This window comes from Thermoactinospora rubra, from assembly GCF_002093975.1.
Taxonomy (GTDB): domain Bacteria; phylum Actinomycetota; class Actinomycetes; order Streptosporangiales; family Streptosporangiaceae; genus Nonomuraea; species Nonomuraea rubra_A.
In genome coordinates this window covers 39,885-62,251 of the sequence record NZ_MSZZ01000044.1, presented here as the reverse complement: position 1 = coordinate 62,251, position 22,367 = coordinate 39,885, and the positions used below count along the sequence as shown (strand labels likewise).

18 protein-coding genes are annotated in these 22,367 nt (G+C 72.8%); 13 read left to right on the top strand and 5 right to left on the bottom strand.

Translation table 11 applies throughout. From position 1 onward, the window contains the following. The first annotated feature begins 177 nt into the window (after positions 1–177). The 13 genes from BSB02_RS29900 to BSB02_RS29840 all read left to right on the top strand — a co-directional run bounded on the left by BSB02_RS29900 (position 178) and on the right by BSB02_RS29840 (position 15,706). Complete coding sequence (locus BSB02_RS29900) at positions 178–1,278, top strand: ABC transporter substrate-binding protein (protein ID WP_206184958.1); 1,101 nt, start codon at positions 178–180, stop codon at positions 1,276–1,278. A gap of 77 nt (positions 1,279–1,355) precedes the next feature. After that, positions 1,356–2,897, top strand: coding sequence for a sugar ABC transporter ATP-binding protein (locus BSB02_RS29895; protein WP_084963946.1), 1,542 nt, complete (start codon positions 1,356–1,358; stop codon positions 2,895–2,897). Positions 2,898–2,902: 5 nt separating this feature from the next. Beyond that, on the top strand, positions 2,903–3,910 hold the full coding sequence (locus BSB02_RS29890; protein ID WP_084963944.1) for an ABC transporter permease: 1,008 nt from the start codon (positions 2,903–2,905) through the stop codon (positions 3,908–3,910). Continuing rightward, a complete protein-coding gene (locus BSB02_RS29885; protein ID WP_084963942.1) occupies positions 3,907–4,908 on the top strand; it encodes an ABC transporter permease in 1,002 nt (333 codons plus the stop codon). Before BSB02_RS29890 ends, BSB02_RS29885 begins: the two co-directional genes overlap by 4 nt. Next, positions 4,905–5,678, top strand: a complete 774-nt coding sequence (locus tag BSB02_RS29880; RefSeq protein ID WP_084963940.1) for an IclR family transcriptional regulator — start codon at positions 4,905–4,907, stop codon at positions 5,676–5,678. The genes BSB02_RS29885 and BSB02_RS29880 overlap by 4 nt, the downstream gene beginning before the upstream one ends. Further along, positions 5,678–6,679, top strand: a complete 1,002-nt coding sequence (locus BSB02_RS29875) for a C-terminal binding protein (protein WP_084963939.1) — start codon at positions 5,678–5,680, stop codon at positions 6,677–6,679. The genes BSB02_RS29880 and BSB02_RS29875 overlap by 1 nt, the downstream gene beginning before the upstream one ends. Next, positions 6,676–7,653: a zinc-dependent alcohol dehydrogenase gene (locus BSB02_RS29870; protein WP_084963937.1), complete on the top strand. Its 978-nt coding sequence runs from the start codon at positions 6,676–6,678 to the stop codon at positions 7,651–7,653. The genes BSB02_RS29875 and BSB02_RS29870 overlap by 4 nt, the downstream gene beginning before the upstream one ends. Continuing rightward, positions 7,650–8,681 carry a zinc-dependent alcohol dehydrogenase gene (locus tag BSB02_RS29865; protein WP_084963934.1) on the top strand — a complete coding sequence of 344 codons (1,032 nt, stop codon included), beginning with the start codon at positions 7,650–7,652 and terminating at the stop codon, positions 8,679–8,681. The genes BSB02_RS29870 and BSB02_RS29865 overlap by 4 nt, the downstream gene beginning before the upstream one ends. A gap of 29 nt (positions 8,682–8,710) precedes the next feature. Continuing rightward, positions 8,711–10,186 (top strand): aldehyde dehydrogenase family protein, encoded by a 1,476-nt coding sequence (locus BSB02_RS29860; protein ID WP_084963933.1) that lies wholly within the window; start codon positions 8,711–8,713, stop codon positions 10,184–10,186. An 11-nt stretch (positions 10,187–10,197) separates the two neighbouring features. Then, on the top strand, positions 10,198–11,154 hold the full coding sequence (locus BSB02_RS29855) for a sugar kinase (RefSeq protein ID WP_084964018.1): 957 nt from the start codon (positions 10,198–10,200) through the stop codon (positions 11,152–11,154). 19 nt (positions 11,155–11,173) lie between these two features. After that, entirely contained in the window at positions 11,174–13,429 is a 2,256-nt protein-coding gene (locus BSB02_RS29850; RefSeq protein ID WP_084963931.1) for a GMC family oxidoreductase, read from the top strand. Positions 13,430–13,471: 42 nt separating this feature from the next. Then, positions 13,472–14,518, top strand: a complete 1,047-nt coding sequence (locus BSB02_RS29845) for a LacI family DNA-binding transcriptional regulator (protein WP_084963929.1) — start codon at positions 13,472–13,474, stop codon at positions 14,516–14,518. 99 nt (positions 14,519–14,617) lie between these two features. After that, positions 14,618–15,706 (top strand): mandelate racemase/muconate lactonizing enzyme family protein, encoded by a 1,089-nt coding sequence (locus BSB02_RS29840; RefSeq protein WP_084963927.1) that lies wholly within the window; start codon positions 14,618–14,620, stop codon positions 15,704–15,706. A gap of 7 nt (positions 15,707–15,713) precedes the next feature. Here BSB02_RS29840 and BSB02_RS29835 read toward each other — a convergent pair whose 3' ends face one another. The 5 genes from BSB02_RS29835 to BSB02_RS29815 form a co-directional block, all read right to left on the bottom strand. Beyond that, positions 15,714–17,390: a carotenoid oxygenase family protein gene (locus tag BSB02_RS29835; protein WP_084963925.1), complete on the bottom strand. Its 1,677-nt coding sequence runs from the start codon at positions 17,388–17,390 to the stop codon at positions 15,714–15,716. Between the two features lie 101 nt (positions 17,391–17,491). Continuing rightward, complete coding sequence (gene ilvD, locus BSB02_RS29830) at positions 17,492–19,144, bottom strand: dihydroxy-acid dehydratase (RefSeq protein ID WP_084963923.1); 1,653 nt, start codon at positions 19,142–19,144, stop codon at positions 17,492–17,494. Continuing rightward, a complete protein-coding gene (locus tag BSB02_RS29825; RefSeq protein WP_084963922.1) occupies positions 19,141–20,118 on the bottom strand; it encodes an amidohydrolase family protein in 978 nt (325 codons plus the stop codon). The genes ilvD and BSB02_RS29825 overlap by 4 nt, the downstream gene beginning before the upstream one ends. After that, complete coding sequence (locus tag BSB02_RS29820) at positions 20,115–20,963, bottom strand: fumarylacetoacetate hydrolase family protein (RefSeq protein WP_084963920.1); 849 nt, start codon at positions 20,961–20,963, stop codon at positions 20,115–20,117. Before BSB02_RS29820 ends, BSB02_RS29825 begins: the two co-directional genes overlap by 4 nt. A gap of 32 nt (positions 20,964–20,995) precedes the next feature. Further along, complete coding sequence (locus BSB02_RS29815) at positions 20,996–22,357, bottom strand: family 4 glycosyl hydrolase (RefSeq protein ID WP_084963918.1); 1,362 nt, start codon at positions 22,355–22,357, stop codon at positions 20,996–20,998. Positions 22,358–22,367: the final 10 nt, after the last annotated feature.

Genomic DNA, 22,367 nt, shown 5'->3' with positions numbered 1-22,367 from the left:
CGAGGTCTTGTGCCGGCGTGGCTGGGTGGCTACCGTCGTCTCACAACGCGGGTGCGCATCCCCACAAACTGGGACGGCGCGGGACCCTGAGCCGCTCGGCGACCGATCGCCCCTCAAGCCGTCCGCCGGACGCATCGCGCTCCGCCATGCGGGCGCGCTCCCATCCCTGGAGGACAAGTGCAGCTGAACAAAACGCGCCGGGCGCTGGTCGCCGCCACGCTCACGATGATGGGCGTGCTCTCGGCGTGCACGACGGTGGGCGGCGGAGGCGGCGGGGAAACCGCCGCGGAGGGCACCAAGGCGCCGGACCCCGCGTGCAAGCTGGCCACGGCGCAGGACCCCGGCAACTCGGCGCCACCGCAGAACGTCCCGGTCGCCGAGAACGCCCCGAAGCTCGCCAAGAAGGACACCTACCGGGTGGCCTTCAGCCAGAACGCCAGCAACAACCCGTGGCGGCTCGCCGAGACCGAGAGCATGAAAGCCGAGGCCGGCAAGCTGGGCCACCAGCTCACGATCACCGACGCGCAGAACAGCCAGGCCAAGCAGATCCAGGACATCCGCAGCCTGATCGCCCAGAAGCCGGACGCGCTGTTCATCGCGCCGATCACCGAGCAGCTGGCGAACGTCGTGGTCGACGCGGCCAAGGCCGACATTCCGGTGTTCCTGCTGGACCGCGCGGTGGACACGAACATCGCCAAGCCGGGCGAGCACTACGTCACCGTGATCCGGTCGGACTTCGTGCAGGAAGGGCTGCGTGCCGCGGTGGCGCTGGCGCGGGCGACCGGTGGCCGGGCGAACATCGTGGAGCTTGAGGGCACCACCGGTTCCTCGCCGGCGATCGACCGGAAGAAGGGCTTCGACGAGGCGATCAAGCAGTGCCCGGGCATGAAGATCGTCGCCTCCCAGGACGCCGACTTCACCCGCGCCAAGGGCCAGCAGGTCATGGAGACGCTCCTGCAGTCCAACCCCGACGTGAACGCCGTGTACGCGCACAACGACGAGATGGCGATCGGCGCCATCTCGGCGATCAAGGCCGCGGGGAAGACGCCCGGAAAGGACGTCGTCGTGGTGTCGATCGACGGCTCCCGGGACGCGCTGCAGGCGGTGTCCCGCGGTGAGCTCTACGCGACCGTGGAGTGCAACCCGCGCTTCGGCCCGGCGGCCTTCAAGACGATGCAGGAGTACGCCGAGGGCAAGCCGGTGCCCACGGTGCTGGTCAACCAGGACCGGTTCTTCGACCAGAGCAACGCCAAGCAGTTCATCGAAGAGGCGTACTGACGACATCCGGCTGACGACATCCGCCTGCCGCTCGCCGGGGCGGGGACGGCCCTGCCCCGGCCCGAGGAGAACCGAGCATGACACAATCCTCGCCATCCCCGCCGCTGCTCGACATGCGCGGCATCCGCAAGAGCTTCCTCGGCGTCCCCGCCCTGGCGGAGGCCTCCTTCCAGGTCAATCGCGGCGAGGTGCGCGCGCTGATCGGCCAGAACGGCGCGGGCAAGTCCACTCTGATCAAGGTCTTGACCGGCGTCTACAAGGCCGACGGCGGCACCGTCACGTTCGACGGCCGGCCGGTGGCCTTCGACTCGCCCCACGCGGCCCAGCTGGGCGGCATCGCGACCATCTACCAGGAGGTCAACCTCGTCCCCTACCGCACGGTCACCGAGAACATCTTCCTCGGCAGGGAGCGCCGCCGGTTCGGCCTGCTCGACTGGCGCCGGATGAACGCCGAGGCCAGGGAGCTCCTGGCCGGCCTGGACGTCCACGTGGACGTCACCCGGCCGCTGCGGGAGTTCTCCATCGCCACCCAGCAGATGACCGCGATCGCCCGGGCGCTGTCGTTCGACGCCAAGCTGGTGATCATGGACGAGCCGACGTCGTCGCTCGCCGAGCACGAGGTGTCCGTGCTGTTCGACGTCATCCGCCGGCTCAGGGACAGTGGCGTGTCCGTGGTGTTCGTGTCCCATCGTCTCGACGAGCTGTACGCCGTCTGCGACCGGGTCACGATCATGCGTGACGGGCGCACGGTGGACGACCGCGCCATGGCCGACATCTCCAAGTACGAGCTGGTGTCCAAGATGATCGGCCGGGACCTGGCCGAGGTACGGCGGGCCGCCTCCCGGGCGCCCCACCAGGCGGAGGCCGCCCCGGTCATCGAGGCGAGCGGACTGGAGCTCGGGCAGGCGTTGCGCGGGGTGGACGTCGCGGTCCGCTCAGGGGAGATCGTCGGACTGGCCGGACTGCTCGGGTCCGGCCGCTCGGAGACCGCGCGCGTGCTGTTCGGCGCCGACGCGCCGGACTCCGGCGAGGTGCGGGTGGACGCCGAGCCGGTCCGGTTCGCCGTGCCGCGGGACGCGATCCGCCGGGGCATCGGCTTCTCCCCGGAGGACCGCAAGGTGGAGGGGATCATCCCGCAGATGTCGGTGCGGGAGAACCTCACCCTTGCCCTGCTGCCCCGGCTGACCAAGGCCGGCATCGTCGACAGGCGGCGGCAACAGCAGATCGTCGAGCGGTTCATCGAGCGCATAGGCATCAAGGTGTCCAGCGCCGACCAGCCGATCCGGGAGCTGTCGGGCGGCAACCAGCAGAAGGTGCTGCTGGCCCGCTGGCTGTGCATGAATCCGCGGCTGCTCGTCCTGGACGAGCCGACCCGGGGCATCGACGTGGGCGCGAAGCAGGAGATCCAGTCGCTGATCCGCGAGCTGGCCGACGACGGCCTGGGCGTGCTGTTCATCTCCTCCGAGCTGGAGGAGCTCGTGGAGAACGCCGACCGCGTCGTCGTGCTGCGCGACGGGCGCAACGTCGCCGAACTGCGCGGCGACCAGATCTCGGAGGAGCGGATCATGGCCGCCATGGCGCACGGGGCCGCCGTGGAAGCCGAGGACGGGGCGAGGTGAGACGGATGCCGGAGACCACCACCACACCCGCCGCGCCGTCCGCGGCCGCCGCGCCCGCCGTACGCCGCAAGACCTCATGGGCCGCCTACACGCAGCGGTACGGCGCCGGCACCGCCCTCGTCGCCCTGCTGATCTTCAACGCGCTGTTCACCGCGAACTTCCTCACCCCCGCCAACCTGCTCTACGTCCAGCTGCGCCAGGCGGCTCCCGTCGGCATCGTCGCCCTCGGCATGGCCATGGTGATCGCCACCAGGGGCATCGACCTGTCCGTCGGCTCCGTCATGGCGATCTCCGGACAGGTCGGCGCGCTCGCGCTGCTCAGCGGCACCGGCCTGGTGCCGGCCGTCGCGCTCGCGCTGCTGGCCGCGCTGCTGTGCGGGCTGTTCAACGGCACCCTGGTCGCCCGGTACGGCGTGCAGCCGATCATCGCGACGCTGATCCTGTTCATCGCCGGACGGGGGATCGCCCAGCTGCTGACCGACGGACGGCTGCAGAACGTCGACGACCCGGCCTTCCAGTTCTTCGGCCTCGGCGCGATCGCCGGGATCCCGGTCCAGGTCGTCCTCCTGGTGGTCGTCGCCGCGGCGATCTGGTTCGTCGCCCGCTCGACGCCGTTCGGCCGCTATCTGGTGGCCACCGGTGACAACGAACCGGCCGCCCGGCTCGCCGGCGTCCCCGTCCGGCGGGTGAAGCTGATCGCCTACGCGACGTCGGCCACGCTCGCCGGCCTGGTCGGCCTCATGGAGGTCGCGCGGGTCTCCGCCTCCGACGCCAACAACACCGGCCTCGGCATGGAACTCGACGCGATCGCCGCCGTCGCCGTCGCCGGCACGCCGCTCACGGGCGGCCGGATCTCCCCGGTGGCCGTGGTGATCGGCGCGCTCATGCTGCGCCTGTTGCAGAACACTCTGATCGCCCACGGCGTGTCCCGGGAGGTCGCCCAGATGATCACCGGCTTCATCATCGTCGCCGCCATCTACGTCCAGCGCCAGGCCGGGGAGGGGGCCGGATGAACCAGCTGCTCGCCTTCCGCACGCGGGCGTCGAACGTCCTGGCGCTCCAGCGCCACGGCGCCCTCATCGCGCTCATCGCGCTGCTCGTGTTCGGGATCGTGCGCTACGGCGACCGGTTCGCGGGCGAGAACCTGGCCAACCTGCTGGCGGACGACGCGAAGTTCGCCCTGGTCGCGCTCGGGATGACGTTCGTCATCATGAGCGGCGGCATCGACCTGTCCGTCGGCTCGGTGGCGCTGCTCGGCGGCGTCGTGGCCGCCCAGGCCAGCGGGGCCGGCCTCGTGCCCGCCTTCGGGCTGGCCGTGCTGGTGGGCCTGGCGCTGGGATCCCTGAACGGCGTGCTGATCGCCAAGGTCCGCCTGGAGCCGTTCATCGTCACGCTGGCGGCGCTGCTGGGCGTGCGGGGCCTGGCCCTGTACCTGTCGGACAAGAAGGCCGTCGTCGCCTCGGGAACCGGCAGCTTCCAGGACTTCGGCCGCTGGGAGCTGCTCGGCCTGCCGGTCTCCGCGGTCTTCATGTTCGCGGCTTTTCTCATCGGCGCCGCGGTGCTGCGCTACACCGCCTTCGGCCGCACGGTCCTGGCCGTGGGCGGGAGCGAGGACGCCGCCCGCCTGATGGGGCTGCCGGTGGCACGCACCAAGTTCGTCGTGTACGCCATGTCGGGCGCGCTGGCCGGCCTCGCCGGGGCGTTCCTGGCGGCCCAGACCGGATCGGTCAGCACCGACACCGGCATCGGATGGGAGCTGTCGGCGATCGCCGCCGTCGTGGTGGGCGGCACGCTGCTCACCGGCGGCGTCGGCTCGGTGATGTCCACCCTCGTCGGCGTCGTCCTGCTCCAGCTGATCTTCAACCTGATCGTGTTCGAGAACAGCATGGGCGCGATCGAGATCAGCTCCTTCTGGGAGTCGGTGATCAGAGGCGGGTTCCTCCTGCTCGTCGTGCTGCTGCAGGTCAAGCTCTCGCGGCGGAGGGCCTCGGGCGGGACGGCGCCGGCATGACGGGCACAAGCGGCGACCGGCCGGCCGGGGGCGGCACGATCCTGGAGAAGGGCCTGGCCATGCTGGAGGCCGTGGCCCGGGCCGGGACCGCCACCCCGGCCCTGCTGGCCGGGGAGCTGGGGCTCAGCAGGAGCGCCACCTACCGGCTCGTCGACCGGCTGCGCACCGCGGGCTTCCTGGAGGACGCGCCCGGCGGAGGCCTGCGCCTCGGGCTGCGCGCCGTGGCCATCGGCGCGTCGGCCCTGCGCGGCAGCGACATCGTGCGCCTCGCGCCCGAGCACCTCCACCAGCTCGCCGACCTGGTCGGGGAGACCGTGAACCTGGCCGTCCCGGACGGGGACGAGATGGTCTACATCCTGCAGCAGGAGGGGCCGGGGGCGCTGAAGGTGACCGCCCGGCTGGGCACCCGCAGGCCGATGACCTGCACCGCGCTCGGCAAGGCCTACCTCGCCGCGCTGACGGACGACGTGCTGGCCGAGCGGCTGCCGGCGCTGCGGTACGCGCGCCTGACCGACCGCTCGCCCGCCGACGCCGCGACGCTGCGCGAGCACATCAGCCTCGTCAGGGAGCAGGGATACGCGGTCGACGACCGCGAGGTCGAACCCGGCGTCGGCTGCCTCGCCGCGGCGGTGTGCGACGTCCACGGCGCCCCGGTGGCGGCCGTGTCCGTAGCAGGACCGGCCGACCGGGTGCTCGCCAACGAACCGGCCATCGCGCCGCTGGTCATGAAGGCGGCGCGGGAGATCTCGAAGCGACTGGGGAACCTGTGATGATCTCGAACGCCGTGAACGCCCGGCTGGGCACGGTGGTGATCACGGACTGCGACCACGGCACGATCGCGCCGGAGGAGAGCGTGCTGCGCGGCCAAGGCGTGTCGCTGCGGCTGGCCGCCTGCAAAACGCCCGAGGACGTCGCCGACCAGGCCGCCGACGCCGACGTGCTGATCAACCAGTACGTGCCCATCACGGGCCCGGTGCTGGACGCGCTGCCCCGCTGCCGGCTGGTCGTGCGGTACGGCGTCGGCGTGGACAACGTGGACGTGGCCGCCGCGACCGAGCGCGGCGTGTGGGTGGCCAATGTGCCGGACTACGGCGTGGGGGAGGTGGCCGACCACACCATCGCGCTGGCCATGTCGCTGCTGCGAGGGATCGCGTCCCTCGACCGCGCGGTGCGGGAGGGCCGGTGGGACTACCGGGTGGCACGCCCCCTGCGGCGGCTGGGCACGCTCACCTTCGGCGTCGTCGGCTGCGGCGCCATCGGCACGGCGGCCGGTCGCAGGGCCGCCGCGCTGGGGCTGCGCGTGATCGGCGCCGACCCGCTCGCCGCGCGCCCGGGCCAGGACGGGAGCGTGATCGAGAAGGTGCCGCTGGAGGACCTGCTGGCCTCGGCGGACGTGGTCTCGCTGCACGCCACGCTGGCCGCCGGCTCCCGCCACCTGATCGGCGCGCCGCAGCTGGCGGCGATGAAGCCGACGGCGTACCTGGTGAACACCGCGCGCGGCGGGCTCGTCGACACCGCCGCCCTGCTCGACGCGCTGGACCGCGGCCGGATCGCCGGGGCGGCCCTCGACGTGCTGGAAGCAGAGCCGCCGGACGAGATCGGCCGGGCCCTGGCCCGGCACGACCGGGTGGTGATGACACCGCATGCGGCCTGGTACTCCGAAGAGGCCTTCCACACCCTCAAGACGGAGGTGGCCCGCGAGGCGCTCCGCGTGCTGCGCGGCGAGCGGCCCCGGTGCCCGGTCAACGAGCCGAAGGCGGTGCGCGCATGAGCGTGCCGGCCCTGGTCTGGAACGGCGGCCACGACGTCGTCGTGCGCGAGGAGCCCCGGCCCGCGGTGCCGGACGGCTGGGCGCTCGTCGACGTGGCCTACTGCGGCCTGTGCGGCACCGACCTGCACATCTGCGCCGGAGAGCATCCGCGCGCCAAGCCCGGGATCGTGATCGGCCACGAGATCTCGGGCACGGTCCACGCCGACGCGGCCGGGCTGCCGGCCGGCACCAAGGTCGTGGTCGACCCGCTGCTGCCGTGCGGCAGGTGCGGCCCCTGCCGCAACGGACGGCCGCACACCTGCGCCTCGCTGCGCCTGATCGGCATCGACGCGCCGGGCGGAGCCGCGCGGCAGGTCGCCGTCCCGGCCGATCGGCTCATCCCTGTGCCGCCCACCGCCGACCTGCGGCACCTGGCCTTCGCCGAGCCGCTGGCGGTGGCGGTCAGGGCGGTGCGCCAGTCCGGGCTCCGGCTCGGCCAGACGGTGATCGTGGCGGGCGCCGGACCGGTCGGCCTGGCCGTGGCCCTGTGCGCCCGGCGCGCCGGGGCGGGCGATGTCGTCGTGGCCGAGCCGTCCCCGCTGCGCCGCGGCCTGGCCGCCGAGCTCGGCTTCGAGTCCGTGGAGTCGTTCGGTGACCTGTCCGCCGACGTGTTCTTCGACGCCGCCGCCCACCCCGCCGTCGCCGCCGGGATGACGGCCGCGACGGCGCCGGCCGGAAGGATCGTGCTGGTGGGCGTCTACGGGACGCCGGCGGCGGTGGACCTGCAGGCCGTGACCTTCAAGGAGATCACGCTGATCGGCACCCGCGTCTACTCCCGCGACGACATCCGCACCGCGACCGAGATGATCTGCGCGGGACAGGTCGACCCGGAGCCGTTCCTCACCGGGACCGTGCCGCTGGAGGAGGCGGCCGGCGCGATCGCCGACCTGCGCGCCGGGCGCCAGGTCAAGGTCCTCGTGCGGGGGGCGTCGTGAAGGCCCTGCGCAAGCTCGCCAAGGAGCACGAGCACTTCGAGCTGGCCGACGTCGAGGAGCCCGAGCCGGCCGCGGGCTGGGTCGTGCTGCGCGTGCTCTACGCCGGGATCTGCGGCACCGACCTGCACATCATGCACAACGCCTTCCCGAGCTGGCCGCCGGTCACCGTCGGGCACGAGTTCCTCGGCCGGGTGGCCGCGGTCGGCGACGGCGTCGGGGAGTGGGCCGTCGGCGACCGCGTGGTGTGCGAGCCGCACGCGCTGGCCTGCGGCGTCTGCCACCTGTGCCGCCGCGGGCACGCCGAGATCTGCGCGCGCAAGCGGTCCCCGGGATGGGGCATCGACGGCGGCATGGCCGAGCTGGTTCACGTGCCCGCGCACCTGCTGCACCGCGTGCCCGACAGCGTGCCGGACCTGGCGGCCGCGCTGTGCGAACCGGCCGCCATCGTGCTGAGCGGGCTGGAACGCATGCCCGTCCACCCGGGCTCGGTCGTGCTGGTCTTCGGGCCCGGGCCGATCGGCCTGCTGTCCGCGATGGCCGCCCGCGCCTGCGGCGCCGGCCGCGTCGTCCTCGTCGGCCGCCCCTCCAGCCGGTCGCGGCTCGACCTGGCGCGGCGGCTCGGCCTGGAGACCTGGGACTCGACCACCGCGGACGTGGCCGAGCGCGCGCATGAGATCACCGGCGGCCGCGGCGCCGACCTCGTGATCGAGTCCTCCGGCTCGCCGGACGCCCTGGCGGCGGCGATCGGCGCGCTGCGCCGCCGTGGCCGGCTGCTGGTGCTCGGCGTCAGTGACAGCCCGCAGATCCGGGTGCCGTGGGCGACGGCCATGAACCGGGCGCTGGATGTGACGTTCTCCCTGTCCAGCTCCTGGTCCAGCTGGGACGCCGCGCTCGCGCTCATGGCGCGCGGCGCCCTCGACCCCGCGCCGCTGGCCACCGTGTTCCCCCTCGGCGACTGGCAGGACGCCTTCACCGCGCTCGCCGAACGCCACGTCGTCAAGGCGCTGCTGGACCCGCGCCGCCCGTGACCTTCCGCTGCAGGAAAGGACCCGACACCATGGCATACCAGCTTTTCGGCCCGGACCGGCTCCTCGGCGAGCGTCCGGCGATGTTCATCGGCGGCGAGCGGGTGGACAGCCCGCAGACCAGGCCGGTCGACAATCCGGCCACCGGCGAGGTGTTCACCGAGGTGCCCGAGGCCACGGCCGAGCACGTCGACCAGGCCATGCGCGCCGCCGAGACCGCCCAGCGGGAATGGGCCGGGCGCAGCCTCCCCGAGCGCGCCGAGGTGCTCGCCGCCGTGATGCGGGAGATCGACGCGCACGCCGAGGAGCTCGCCCAGATCGTGGTCGCCGAGCAGGGCAAGACCATCACCGAGGCCCGCGGCGAGATCGTCGGCACGAGGCTGTTCTTCGACGTCGCCCACGGCAACAAGTACGCGCCCATCGGCGAGATATTCCCGCCCAACCAGCCGGGGGAGCACCTGATGGTCCGCGAGGAGCCGTACGGCGTCGTCGCGGCCATCACGCCGTGGAACTACCCGGCGGCGATCTTCGCGCGGAAGGTGGCGCCGGCGATCATGGCGGGGAACGCCGTCGTGCTCAAGCCGAGCGAGGTGACACCCCTGGCCGCCTTGGCGCTGGCGCGGCTGTGCCAGCAGGCCGGCGTTCCGGACGGCGTGGTCAACGTCGTCACGGGAGAGGGCCGCGTCGTCGGCAAGCAGATGTGCGAGCACCCGGTGACCCAGATGGTCACCCTGACCGGGTCCAGCCGTGCGGGGCAGGAGATCCTCCGGCAGACCGCGGCCAAGGTGATCCCGGTCTCGCTGGAGCTCGGCGGCAAGGCGCCCGTGATCGTGTTCGAGGACGCCGACCTCGACGCCGCCGTGGAGCGGGCGGCCGAGGCGAGGTTCTGGAACTGCGGGCAGGTGTGCACCTGCAACGAGCGCACCTACGTCCACGCCAGCCGGTACGACGAGTTCGCCAGCCGGTTCGTCGAGGTCGCCAAGCAGGTCAAGGTCGCGGACCCGACGCGGGAGGACGCGCAGATGGGCCCGAAGGTCTCGGCCGAGGAGTGGCGGAAGGTCAAGGACTTCGTCGACGGAGCCGAGGCCGCCGGCGCGACCGTGGTCTACGGCGGCGACCGTCCCGCGGGCGCGGAGTTCGCCAAGGGCTACTGGTTCAGCCCGACTGTGATCACCGGGGTCGGCAACGAGATGGACATCGTGCGGCAGGAGGTCTTCGGGCCGGTCCTGCCGATCGTGCCGTTCGAGAAGTACGACGAGGTCATCGCCTGGGCCAACTCCACCGACTACGGCCTGACGGCGTACGTGTTCACGCAGAACATCGACATCGCCATGCGGGCCGTGGACGACCTCCAGTTCGGCGAGGTCTACGTCAACAAGATCGGGCCCGAGCAGCCGCAGGGCTTCCACACCGGCTGGAAGATGTCCGGCCTCGGCGGCGAGGACGGCAAGTACGGCTACCAGCGCTACCTGCGCAAGAAGACGGTCTACCTGCGGTACCGGGGCTGAATACCATGATCATGACAGGTCACCGCGGGCTCGTGACGATCGGCGAGACCATGGCCCTGCTCACCACGCCGGCCGTGGGACGGCTCAGGCACGCGCCGTCGCTGACGCTGAGCGTCGGCGGCGCCGAGTCCAACGTCGCCATCGGCGTGCGGCGGCTGGGCTGCCCCGCCGCGTGGATCGGCCGGGTGGGCGCCGACGAGCTCGGCGAGCTGGTCGTCAGCCGGCTGCGGGCGGAGGGTGTCGACGTCTCCGGCGTGGTCACCGATCCCGGCGTCCCGACCAGCCTCATGGTGAAGGAGCGGCGCACCGCCGACATCACCCGGGTCACCTACTACCGCGCGGGCGGCCCCGGCACCCGCCTGCACCCCGACGACCTGCGCTGGGACCGGATCGTGGGAGCCGGAGTCCTGCACCTCACCGGCATCACCCCCGCGCTCGGCCCCTCCCCGCGCGCGACCGTCGAAGCGGCCATGAGCCTCGCGAGGAGCTCCGGCGTGCCCGTGTCCTTCGACGTCAACTACCGCGCCGCCCTGTGGAGCCGGGACCAGGCCGGACCCGTGCTCCGGGAGCTCGCCTCCGCCTGCGACATCCTCTTCGCCGGGGACGACGAGGCCGGCCTGCTGGGGGTCGCGGGGCAGCCGGCGGACCTGGCGCGCGGGCTGTGCGCGCTCGGTCCGCGGCAGGCGGTGGTGAAGCTGGGCGCCCGCGGCGCGGTCGCCTGCGTCGACGGCGAGGTGCACGAGGTCGCGCCGGTGCCCGTCAACGCCGTGGACGCGGTCGGCGCGGGCGACGCCTTCGTCGCCGGCTACCTCGCCGAGCTGCTGCGCGGCGCGCCGGTGAAGGAGCGGCTGGCCACGGCGGCGGCGTGCGGCGCGTTCGCGGTCACCGCACCCGGCGACTGGGAGGGGCAGCCCACCCGCGCGGAGCTGGGGCTGCTCACCATGTCCACCGGCACGGTCGTGCGCTGAGCTACAGAAGGGATCCTTCGTGGACACGGCACTCATCACGCTGAACCCCTACGAGGCGCGGATCGCGGCGGCCGTGTTCGACCGCCTCTTCCCCGCCGACGAGAACAGCCCCGCCGCCTCGGCGATCGGCGTCGTCACCTACGTCGACCGGGCGCTGTCCGGCGCCTACCACGATCACGCCGACACCTACCGGCTCGGCCTGCGGGCCCTGGACCGGGCGGCCCGCGCACGCCACGGCACGCCGTTCGCCCGGTGCGGCGGTGAGGAGCAGGACGGGCTGCTCGCCGACATGGAGCACGGGCGGCTGCCCGGCTTCCACGTGCCGCCGCAAGCCGAGTTCTTCGACCTGCTGCGGCTGCACCTGCAGGAGGGGCTCTTCGCCGACCCCGCGCACGGCGGCAACCGCGACAAGCTCGGCTGGAGGTTCCTGGGCCATCCCGGCATCTGGTTCGAGCACACCGCCGAGGACCACCTCGCCGAGGAGCCGGTCGACCGGGGCGGCGAGATACGCTCGCTCGCCGACGCCGGCTGGTCGGCCACCGACGACCGCGAGCCCCTGGAGATCCCCGGCTACGACCCGCAACGCAGCGTGCTGCCGCCCGACGGCCCCACCGACGTGGTCCTCGTCGGGCTGGGCGCCGTCGGCGGCTTCGTGGCGCCGATCCTGGCCCGCGCCGGCCTGAAGGTCGTCGCCCTCGAGGCCGGGCCGTACCGCACCAAGCACGACTACGTCCCCGACGAGGTCGGCGCCACCTACTACTGCCGCGGCGACATGGGACCGAAGTACCTCAGCGAGACGCCGCGCTGGCGCCGCGACGCCGGCGAGCCGACGCGCCCGGCCACCTTCTCCCTCGGCCGGATGATGAACGGCGTGGGCGGGTCGGTCGTGCACTGGGGCGGCGCGCTGCGCCGCATGCACCCCCACCACTTCCGCTTCCTCAGCCACGTGCGGGAGGCGTACGGCACCGGCGTGCTGCCCGAGCACCACGCCCTGGCCGACTGGCCGATCGGCTACGAGGAGCTGGAGCCGTACTACACCGTGGTGGAGTACATCGCCGGCGTCGCGGGCGACGAGTCCAACCCGTTCGTCGCGCGCAGCAAGCCCTACCCCATGCCGCCGCTGCGCACCTTCCGGCTGGCCGAGGTCTTCCGCGAGGCCACCCAGGACATGGGCCTGCACCCCTACCCGACGCCGGTGTGCATGAACAGCGTGCCGTACAACGGCCTGCCGGCCACGACCTACCATCCGTGGAGCGCCGGGTTCGGCTCGTTCTTCAACGAACGGTGGAACCCCGGCCTGACCTCGGTGCCCGACGCGCTGGCGACGGGGAACCTCGACCTGCGCACCCACTGCCGGGTGCTGCGTGTCCTGACCGACCGGGACGGCCACGCCGACGGCGTGGAGTACGTCGACGCCAACGGCACCCGGCACGTCCAGCGGGCCCGCGCGGTCATCCTGTGCGGCTACACGTTCGAGAACGTCCGGCTGCTGCTGCTGTCCCGCGACGACCGGCATCCCGGCGGCCTGGGCAACAACACCGGCCAGGTCGGCAAATACTTCATGACCAAGCTGTGGGACGACGTGTTCGGCTACTTCCCCGACGTCGTGTTCAACGGCCACACCGGCCCGGCGGCGCAGATGTGGAGCCTGGACGACTTCAACGCCGCGAGCTTCGACTCGGCCGCCCACGGCTTCGTGGGCGGGGCGACCTACAACGTCGAGAACCAGCGGCTGCCGATCCAGGTGAGCCGCGACCCCGTGCCGGACGGCGTGCGCCGCTGGGGCAAGCCGTACAAGGACCACATCCGCCGGTGGCAGCACGTGGCGGCGCTGCGCATCCAGCCCGACTCCCTGCCTTACCACACCGACTTCCTGGACCTCGACCCCGATCACCGGGACCGCAGCGGGCTGGGGCTGCCCGTCGTCCGCATCACCGCCGACCTGCGGCCCAACGAGAACCGGCTGCTGGCGTGGATGGAGGCCAAGGGCGAGGAGATCCTGCGCGCCATGGGCGCCGCCAAGACCTGGCGCGGCACGCGGTTCCGCGGGGTGTGCAGCAGCCACGACCTCGGCGGCGCCCGGATGGGCGAGGATCCGCGCGCGTCCGTGGTGGACCCCACGCTGCGCGTGCACGACACCCCGGGGCTGTACGTCTTCGGCGGCGCGGTCTTCCCGACCTGCCACGGCGTCAACCCGCAGCTGACCATCTGGGCGCTCACGATGCGGGCGGCCGAGCAGCTGGTGAAGCGGCTGCAGCAGGGCGAGGAACGGTGAGGCTAGTCTTGCCTCGGCGGTTCTGCACGGATGAGGTGAGCGGTGGCGCGGTCCCACGGCACGTCGGCGGGTACGGCGAGCGGTCGCCGCACGCGCCTGGAGGACGTCGCCGCGCGTGCCGGTGTCACCAAGTCCATCGCCTCGCGGGTGCTCAACGACGATCCGACGGTCTCGGTCCGCCCGGAGACCCGCGAGCGGATCATCCAGGCCGCGGTCGAGCTCGGCTACCGGGCGCACGCCGGGGCCCGAGCCCTGGCGGGGGCGGAAGCCCGCGCGCTCGCCCTGCTCATCCCGGATCTGACGAACCTGACCTACTCGCGCATCGTGCGCGGAGCCTTCCAGCGGGCCCGCGAACACGGGTACGTGCTGCTCATCGCCGAGGACACCGGCGACCTGGCCACCGACACCTCCTTCACCGACCTGGTGTCGGCGGGCCGCGTCGACGGGCTGATCGTGGCCTCGGCCAAGCCGGGCGATCCGATCGTCGGGCTGCTGGCCGGGCGGCGGGTGCCGCACGTGTTCGTCAACCGGGCCATCCCGGGCTCCGGGCGTAACGTGACCATGGACGTCGCCGCCGCGAGCCGGGAGGCGGTCGGTCACCTGGCCGGGCTCGGCCATCGGCGCATCGGCCACGTCGCCGGGCCGGCCGGCATCGTCCCCGCGCTCGACCGCGAAGCCGCCTTCCTCCAGGCGTGCCGGGACGCCGGGGTGGAGGCGTGCCCGGTGCAGCGCGCGGAGATCTCCGAGGAGGGCGGCTACCGGGCGGCGCTGCGGCTGCTGCGCCGGCACCGGACGGTCTCGGCCGTCTACGCCAGCACGTTCACCCAGGCGATCGGCGTCCTGCGGGCGCTTCGCGAGCTCGGGCGGGAAGTACCCGGCGACGTGTCGGTCGTCGCGTTCGACGACCTGCCCCAGGCGGACTACGTCGACCCGCCCCTCACGACGGTGGCCATGCCGCTGGTGGAGCTGGGCGCCGCCGCCGTCGACGCGCTGATCGGCCAGCTGCGGGGCGGCGCCCCGGCCGACGTGGTGCTCGCCGCCCACCCGGCCCTGATGCTCCGGGCCTCCACCGCGCCCGCCCGCCGCTGAGCCCGCACCCCGCGAACCGCCGCCGTCCTTGACACCCGGTAAGAAAACCGGTTTTCTTACGTCAACGACAGGGACGCGCGGCTGACGGAAGGGACCACCATGGCGAAGATCGACAATGTCCGCACGGACCTGTACCGGCTTCCCACCCCGACCGCCTACAGCGACAGCACCCACGGCGTGATGGTGGACTTCGAGCTGCTCACCGTCCGGATACGGGACGCCGACGGCGCCGAGGGCCTCGGCTACACCTACACCGTGCACGCCGGGGCGGCGGCCATCCAGGTGATGATCGACCGCTACCTCGCCGGCAGGCTGGCCGGCCAGGACGCCGACGACATCGAGCGGCTGTGGCAGGACATGTGGTGGCACCTGCACTACGCCGGCCGCGGCGGGCATCTCACCTCGGCGATTTCCGCCGTCGACATCGCGCTGTGGGACCTCAAGGCCCGCCGCGCCGGGCTGCCGCTGTGGCGCTACTTCGGCGGCTACGATCCGCAGGTCCCCGTCTACGCCGGCGGCATCGACCTCGACTTCCCGATCGAGGAGCTGCTGGCGCAGGCCGACCGCTTCCAGGAGCAGGGCTTCCGAGCCATCAAGATGAAGGTCGGCCGGCCGAGCCTGCGCGAGGACCTCGAGCGGGTGCGCCGGATGCGTGAGCATCTGGGCGACGACTTCCCGCTCATGGTCGACGCGAACATGAAGTGGAGCGCCGACCAGGCCGTCGCGGCGGGCCGCGCGTTGCGCGAGTTCGGCCTGGTCTGGGTGGAGGAGCCCACCATCCCCGACGACGTCGCGGGCCACCTGCGCGTCGTGCGCGAGGGCGGGGTGCCGGTGGCGACCGGGGAGAACCTGCACACGCTGTATGAGTTCCAGACCTTCATCACCGCCGGCGCCGTGACCTATCCCGAGCCCGACGTGAGCAACTGCGGCGGCATGACCGTCTTCCGCAAGATCTGCGCGCTCGCCGAGGCGCACAACCTCCCGGTGACCTCCCACGGCGTCCACGACCTCACCGTCCACCCGCTCGCCTCGGCCCCGAACCGCACCTACATGGAGGCGCACGGCTTCGCCCTCGACCGCTTCCTGGCCGAGCCGCTGAAGATCGTGAACGGCTGCGCGATCGCGCCCGAGCGGCCCGGACACGGCGTCGAGCTGGACTGGGACCGGCTGGAGTCCTGCCGGGCGTGACAGCCGCCTAAAGCTGAGCGGCCACCCGGCGCGCCACCTCACGCAGGTCCGGATCCAGCCGGTCGAGGCGCTCGTCGAGGTCGTCGGCGAAGCGCAGCCGCTCGATGGACGGGTCGTGCGGCACGCACGCCGGCATCCACGCCGCATGGATCATGAAGGGGATCACGGTCCCGTACGGCGGCGCGAGCGTCGCCACGGGCCCCCGCGAGACGTCGCCGGCGTCGAACACCTCCACCCGGAACCGCGCGTCGTTGTGCACGACCACCACGAGGTAGCCGTCGTGCCCGCCGGGATCGGCGCCCGCGTAGCGGGACCGGCCGGGCCCGCCGGGCGCCCGCGGCACGAACACCGGGGAGGTCGGGTAGTCCTCCAGCGGCCAGTCCCATTCCGCCAGCGGTTTGAGCGAGTCGCGCTCCAGCGAGGCCAGCACCGAGGGCGTCCCCTCGCGCGGGAACAGCGACGGGTCGATCCGCGTGCCGTAGTTGCGCAGCAGCCGTCGGGTGACGGCCTCGGGGTGGAAGCCCTGGAAGACGATGTGGTGCCGGGTGGGTGCGAGCAGCCCCTCGAAGGACCAGTCGACGGCCGACAGCTCGGCCTGCCAGTAGCGCGCCGGATCGCGCAGCCGGGCCACATCCGTCACGGTGCCGCGTTCGGGATCGAACTCCAGCACGGTGACGACGGCCGGGGTGGCGCCGTGGCAGTACATGCCGCGCAGCGCCGGGTCGACGGGCCTGCCGAAGACGTCGACGTCGTCCTCGCGCAGGTACAGCCCGATGTCGACGCCCGGGGTGTGCTCCATGACGACGCGGATGCCCGCCGAGTCGTCGTAGGTGGCGTAGAAGTGGTTGACCTCGGGCGCGATGCGGAAGACCGTCCCCGGTACGCCCGCGCCGGGCGGCGTCCGCTCCAGGGCGTCCTTGCGGACCAGGACGAGCGGCCCGCCGGGGTTGTTGGCGACCTTCCTGTCGCCGGCCCCGAGCACCTCCTCCAGGTCGACCTTGTAGGCGGTGTCGGCCAGCACGAGCCAGTCGCGGGTCTGGGTGATCGTGTGCGTCGCCTGGGGGAAGGCGACGCCGTCGACGGGCCATCGGCGCACGTGCCTGCCCTCGCCGTCGTAGCGCACCACCGACACCACGCCGGTGACGGGGTCGCGGGTGACCGACCACAGGCAGCCGCGTTCCGGGTCGATCACCGGGTGGGCGGTCGACAGGATCGAGGGCAGGACGGGCGCGTCCAGCGCGGGCGCCCAGTCGTCGCGGTGCCCCACCTCGGCCAGGAAGCCGAGCGTGACCGGGTCGACCTCGACGGGGCGTCCCGCGTCCCAGGTGGCGAACAGCCGGTCTCTCCAGGGCAGCGGCGCCGTGTTGGCCGCGTTGACCGTGCCGAAGGGGGAGGAGGTGCCGACCGGGCCGGGGACGAACAGGCCGGGCCGCGCCCGGCGCAGCCGTACCGACGGCGACTCGATCAGGCGCGGCCGCCACGCGAACCGGCCCCGCTCGTCGGGGCGCAGCGCGAGGCGGACCAGGATGCCGTCGCCGAAGAAGGCGTGGACGGGATGGGTGCGCTGGTCGGCGGTGCTCATCACCACGAAGCCGGTCAGGTCGGCGGGCCACTCACCCCGGACGACGTCCAGATCGAGGTCGGCCGGGTCGGTCTTGGTGAGGATGGAGCGGGGCACGGGCACGGCGGTCTCCGAACGCGGTTCGATCTCCTGCCACGCTGGTCGAGGAACCCCGGACCGTCAAGGGCGTCAGCCGTACGCGCCGTCCCCTTGCCGCGTCCTTTTCAGACGGTCACCGCCCCGTCCGACGCCGAGCCGACGGACGCCACGTACCTGGACAGCACGCCCCGCTCCACGGGCCGATCCGGGCGGCGCCAAGCGGCGCGCCTGCGTGCCAGCTCCTCCTCGCCGACCACGAGGTCCAGGGTACGGGCGGCGGTGTCGACGACGACCGTGTCGCCGTCGCGGACCAGGGCGATCGGCCCGCCGTGAAACGCCTCGGGGGCGACATGGCCGATGACCAGGCCGTGGGAGACGCCGCTGAACCGCCCGTCGGTCACCAGCGCCACGGAATCGCCCAACCCCTGGCCGACGAGGGCGCCAGTGATCGACAGCATCTCCCGCATGCCGGGGCCGCCCGCGGGACCCTCGTAGCGGACGATCACGACGTCGCCCGCCATGACGCCGCCGCGCTGGATGGCGGCGAAGCACTCCTCCTCCGAGTCGAAGACCCTGGCCGGGCCCTCGAAGCGGAAATCGGGCCGCCCGCCGAGCTTGAGCACGCAGCCGTCCGGGGCGAGCGAGCCCCGCAGGATCGCCAGCGCGCCCGGAGGCTTGACCGGGGCGGCCACGGAGGTGACCACGCGCTGGCCGGGAGCCTCCACGGCGTCGGCCGCGACCTCGGCCAGGGTGCGCCCGTCGACCAGCGTGACGTCCTCGCGCAGCAGCCCCGCCTCCAGGAGCCGCCTGGCCACCAGCGCGGTGCCGCCCGCCCGCCACAGGTCGGCGGCGGTGTGCGGGCCGCTCGGCTTGAGCCCGGTGATGATCGGCACCTTCCGGCAGACGTCGCCGATCTCGTCGATCCGCAACGGCACTCCCGCCTCGCGCGCGATGGCGAGCAGGTGCAGCACCGCGTTGGTCGAGCCGCCCATCGCGGCCACCGACACGATCGCGTTGTACAGGGATGCCTCGGTGAGGATCCGGGAGGGCCGGGCGTCCCTGGCCAGCGCCGCCATCGCGATCTCGCCCGCCCGCTCGGCGGCGGCGTTCTTGCCGTCGGCCACCGCCGGGATGTCACCGGTCCCGAAGGGGGCCAGGCCGAGGAAGTCGGCAACGCCGCCCATGGTGTTGGCGGTGTACTGCGCGGCGCAGGTGCCCGCTCCCGGGCAAGCGTGCCGGGCCAGGTCGTCGACCTCGTCCTGGTTGAGACGCCCGACGGCCCGCTCGCCCAGCGCCTCCCACATGTCCTGGATGGTGACATCCCGGCCGCGCCACCGGCCGGGCATCATGCTGCCGCTGTAGAGGACCACCGCGGGGACGTCGAGGCGGGCCAGCGCCATGATCGCGGCGGGCACGGTCTTGTCACAGCCGACGATGCAGACCATGGCGTCGAACTGGTGGGCCCGGCCCATCAGCTCGATCGAGTCGGCGATGACCTCCCGGCTCACCAGGGAGGCCCGCATGCCGGGCGTGCCCATGGTGAGGTTGTCGGACACCGCGATCGTGTTGAACTCCATCGGGGTACCGCCCGCGCGGCGCACCCCGGTGGCCACGTGGGCGGCCAGCTCGCGGTGGGTGAGGTTGCACGGCATCGTGCCGGTCCAGGTGGAGGCGATGCCCACGGCCGGGCGGCGCATGTCCTCCTCGGTCATGCCCATCGCGTACAGGTGGGAGCGGGCCGGCGCGCGGTCGGGATCGTCGGCGATACCGGTGGTCATGCCACGTCCTCCCTGGTCGTTGTGACGCCTGGAAGGTCCAGGCCGAGCAGCCGCGCCGCGTTCCCCGCGAAGATCAGCCCACGGTCGCGGGCGGACAGGTTGAGCTCGTGGACGATGCGCACCTGCTCGTCGGCGTACTGCCGGATGTAGCCCCACGGAAAGTCGCAGGAGTCGGTGCCGAACAGGATCCGCTCCGGTCCGAAGGTCTCGCGGAAACGCCGGAACAGGTCCTTGAGCGTGAGCTCGTAGGGCATCCAGCGGGTCCACTCGTGGTTGCTGGAGGTGTCGGCGTGCACGTTGGCGTTGGCCCAGCCGAGGCGGAGCAGCTCACCCGGGTAACCGCAGCCGAAGTGCGCCACCACGAAGTTCACGGTCGGGAACGCCTTGGCCACGTCGTGCAGGGCGATCGGGTCCATGTTGGGCGCGTGCCCCAGGCCGCCGCCGCCGTTCACCGGGCCGAAGTGCATCACGACCGGCAGGCCGTACTCCTCGCAGACCTCCCACACCGGCCACAGCGACCGGTCGGCGAGCGGCACGGTCACCCACGGCGCGATGACCTTGTAGCCCGACAGGCCGAGCTCGCCGGCGGCCCGCCGCAGCTCGGCGGCGGCGCCGGGAGAGCAGGGCTGGTGGTTGGCGAAGCCGGCGAACCGGTCCGGGTGCGCCGCGACGACCTTCGCCAGGCGGTCGTTGCCGCCGCCGCTCATGAACACCACGCGGGCCAGGCCTACGTCGTCGGCCTCGGCACGCCAGGCGGCCGCGACCTCCTCGGTGGACCGGGTCTCCGGCCCGGTGGGCGGCAGCGTGCGGGCGCGCCGTACCCGCTCGTGGTAGCCCTTGGCGTTCTCCCGGAGCCGGGCCAGCTTGGCCGGGCCGCAGACGTGCTCGTACTCGGCGTCCAGCCGGTCCTGGGTGGGCTCGGGGCCGGGGAGGTGGCAGTGGAAGTCGACGACGGGGAAGCCCCAGCGGCTCATGCGAACCTCACCGTGTTGCGCAGCGTGCCGATGCCCTCGATCTCCACCTCGACCACGTCGCCGTCCTTCAGCCACAGCTGCGGGCTGCGGCCCATGCCGACGCCGTGCGGGGTGCCGGTGGCGATCACGTCGCCGGGATGGAGGGTCAGGTAGCGGGACAGGTAGGAGACGATCTCGCCGACCCCGAAGATCATCTCCTTGGTGGAGCCGTCCTGGACGGTCTCGCCGTTGACGCGGGCGCCGACGGCCAGGCTGTGCGGGTCCCCGAGCTCGTCGGGAGTCACGATCCACGGGCCCAGCGGGCAGAAGCCGTCGAAGTTCTTGCCGCGGAACCACTGCCCGTCGGCGAACTGCGCGTCCCTGGCGGACAGATCGTTGGCGGCGGTGTAGCCGAAGACGTGCTCCAGGGCCCGTGCGGGGGAGACGTCGCGGGCGGCGCTGCCGATGACCACGGCCAGCTCGGCCTCCCAGTCGAGCTGGCCGGTGGCGCCCTCCGGGATCACGATCTCCTCGTACGGCCCGGCCAGCGTGTGCGCGGTCTTGACGAAGGCGAGCGGCCGCTGCGGGGCCTCCAGTCCGGTCTCGCGGATGTGGTCGGCGTAGTTGAGGCCGATGCAGACGATCTTCTGCGGGGCGGCCAGCGGGCTGAGCAGGGTGACCTCGGCCAGGGGCAGCGCGGGGGCGACCGGCTCCAGTGTGGCGATCGCGGCGCCGTCGGCGATCAGGTCGCGCAGGGCGTCGGCCATGAAGGCGGGCCGCTGCTCGGCCACCGGGACGGCGAGGCCGTCCTGGACTCGGGCGACGAAGATCTTTCCGTCTCCGCGCCGTACACGGGCGATTCTCATGTCTTCTCCAAGGGCCTGATGGCCGTCTGTGGTCAGGCGAAGTTCGGCAGGAAGCGCTTGTGCGCGGCGATGAGCGCGTCCGTCAGCGCCGCGGCGGCGGCCGGATCGGTCACCGCCCCGTCGGCGATCACGGCCTCCACCGCGAGGTCGCGGCTGCCCGTCATCGCGGCCTCCACCGCCAGGTAGACGGAGGCCAGCCGCCGGGCCAGGATCGAGGTGAGCGGGGCGGACAGGTCGGGCACCTGCACGGGGCGCAGGCCGCGGGCGGTGGCCACTCCCGGGATCTCCAGGGCGGCGTCGTCGGGCAGGCCGGGCACCGCGCCGCGGTTCGGCACGTTCACCGAGAACATCTCGCGCCGGTCGAACGTGATCGAACGGATGATCGCGATGAGCTGCTCCTGCTCGCCGGTCGAGCGATCGAAGATCGACTCATCCAGCGGGGCCTCGCCCTCGGCCTGGGCGCGCATGGCCTGGTAGCGGCCCTCGCCCCACTCCAGGATCTCCGGCACCGAGAAGGCGTCCACGCCCAGCTTCTTGCCGTAGTAGTCGCCGTTCGCCCAGCGCTCGGGGAAGAACTCCACCACGTGCCGGTCATTGGCCGCCGGGTAGGCGCCGTACCGGCGGAAGATCTCCCAGGAGAAGGGGTTGTGCCAGGCCTTGCCGTTCTCCCAGATGGAGCCGATGTCGGCGGGGTCGGCCGGCTGGGAGAGCTCCCGCTCCATCCGCTCGCGGACGATCGGCCAGGCGTCGCGCCCGTTGTGCCGGAAGTCGTAGATGAACGTCAGGTGGTTGATGCCCGCGTACAGCGTCGAGGTCTCCTCGAACGGCAGCCCGGCGAACGCGGCCAGCTCGCGCTGCACGTGGTGCATGCCGTGGCACAGGCCCACCACGTCCACTCCGGCGTACTTCGTCATGGCCATGACGTTGGCGGTCATCGGGTTGCTGTAGTTGAAGAAGAACGCTCCGGGGGCGAGCGCGGCGACGTCCCGGGCGATCTCCACCATGACCGGCACCGTGCGCAGCAGGCGCGAGATGCCGCCCGGCATCACCGAGTCGCCGACCGGCTGGAAGACGCCGTGCTCCATGCAGATCTCGTGGTCGGCCTGCCAGGCCGGACGGCCGCCCACCCCCACGCAGGTGACGACGTAGTCGGCGCCGGGCAGCATCGCCGCGCGGTCGGTGGACGCCCGGACCGCGATCCTCTCCTGGGCGCCGCGGGCCTCGACCATCAGGTTCGCGAGACGGGCGGCGACCGAGAGCGCCTCCTCGCCGACGTCGACGAGGCGGATCTCCCACGAGCCGAGGTCGTCGGCGGAGATCAGGTCGGCGAGCAGCCCTCGGGTGAACACGGCGCTGCCCGCGCCGATCAGGACGAGTACTCGGGAGTCGGTCATGCCGGGAAGA

Excerpts from the sequence above, each read along its gene's own strand:
- BSB02_RS29895 (WP_084963946.1), top strand. The coding sequence starts at position 1,356 with ATGACACAATCCTCGCCATCCCCGCCGCTGCTCGACATGCGCGGCATC.
- BSB02_RS29890 (WP_084963944.1), top strand. The coding sequence starts at position 2,903 with ATGCCGGAGACCACCACCACACCCGCCGCGCCGTCCGCGGCCGCCGCG.
- BSB02_RS29885 (WP_084963942.1), top strand. The coding sequence starts at position 3,907 with ATGAACCAGCTGCTCGCCTTCCGCACGCGGGCGTCGAACGTCCTGGCG.
- BSB02_RS29880 (WP_084963940.1), top strand. The coding sequence starts at position 4,905 with ATGACGGGCACAAGCGGCGACCGGCCGGCCGGGGGCGGCACGATCCTG.
- BSB02_RS29875 (WP_084963939.1), top strand. The coding sequence starts at position 5,678 with ATGATCTCGAACGCCGTGAACGCCCGGCTGGGCACGGTGGTGATCACG.
- BSB02_RS29870 (WP_084963937.1), top strand. The coding sequence starts at position 6,676 with ATGAGCGTGCCGGCCCTGGTCTGGAACGGCGGCCACGACGTCGTCGTG.
- BSB02_RS29860 (WP_084963933.1), top strand. The coding sequence starts at position 8,711 with ATGGCATACCAGCTTTTCGGCCCGGACCGGCTCCTCGGCGAGCGTCCG.
- BSB02_RS29855 (WP_084964018.1), top strand. The coding sequence starts at position 10,198 with ATGACAGGTCACCGCGGGCTCGTGACGATCGGCGAGACCATGGCCCTG.
- BSB02_RS29840 (WP_084963927.1), top strand. The coding sequence starts at position 14,618 with ATGGCGAAGATCGACAATGTCCGCACGGACCTGTACCGGCTTCCCACC.
- ilvD (WP_084963923.1), bottom strand. The coding sequence starts at position 19,144 with ATGACCACCGGTATCGCCGACGATCCCGACCGCGCGCCGGCCCGCTCC.
- BSB02_RS29825 (WP_084963922.1), bottom strand. The coding sequence starts at position 20,118 with ATGAGCCGCTGGGGCTTCCCCGTCGTCGACTTCCACTGCCACCTCCCC.
- BSB02_RS29820 (WP_084963920.1), bottom strand. The coding sequence starts at position 20,963 with ATGAGAATCGCCCGTGTACGGCGCGGAGACGGAAAGATCTTCGTCGCC.
- BSB02_RS29815 (WP_084963918.1), bottom strand. The coding sequence starts at position 22,357 with ATGACCGACTCCCGAGTACTCGTCCTGATCGGCGCGGGCAGCGCCGTG.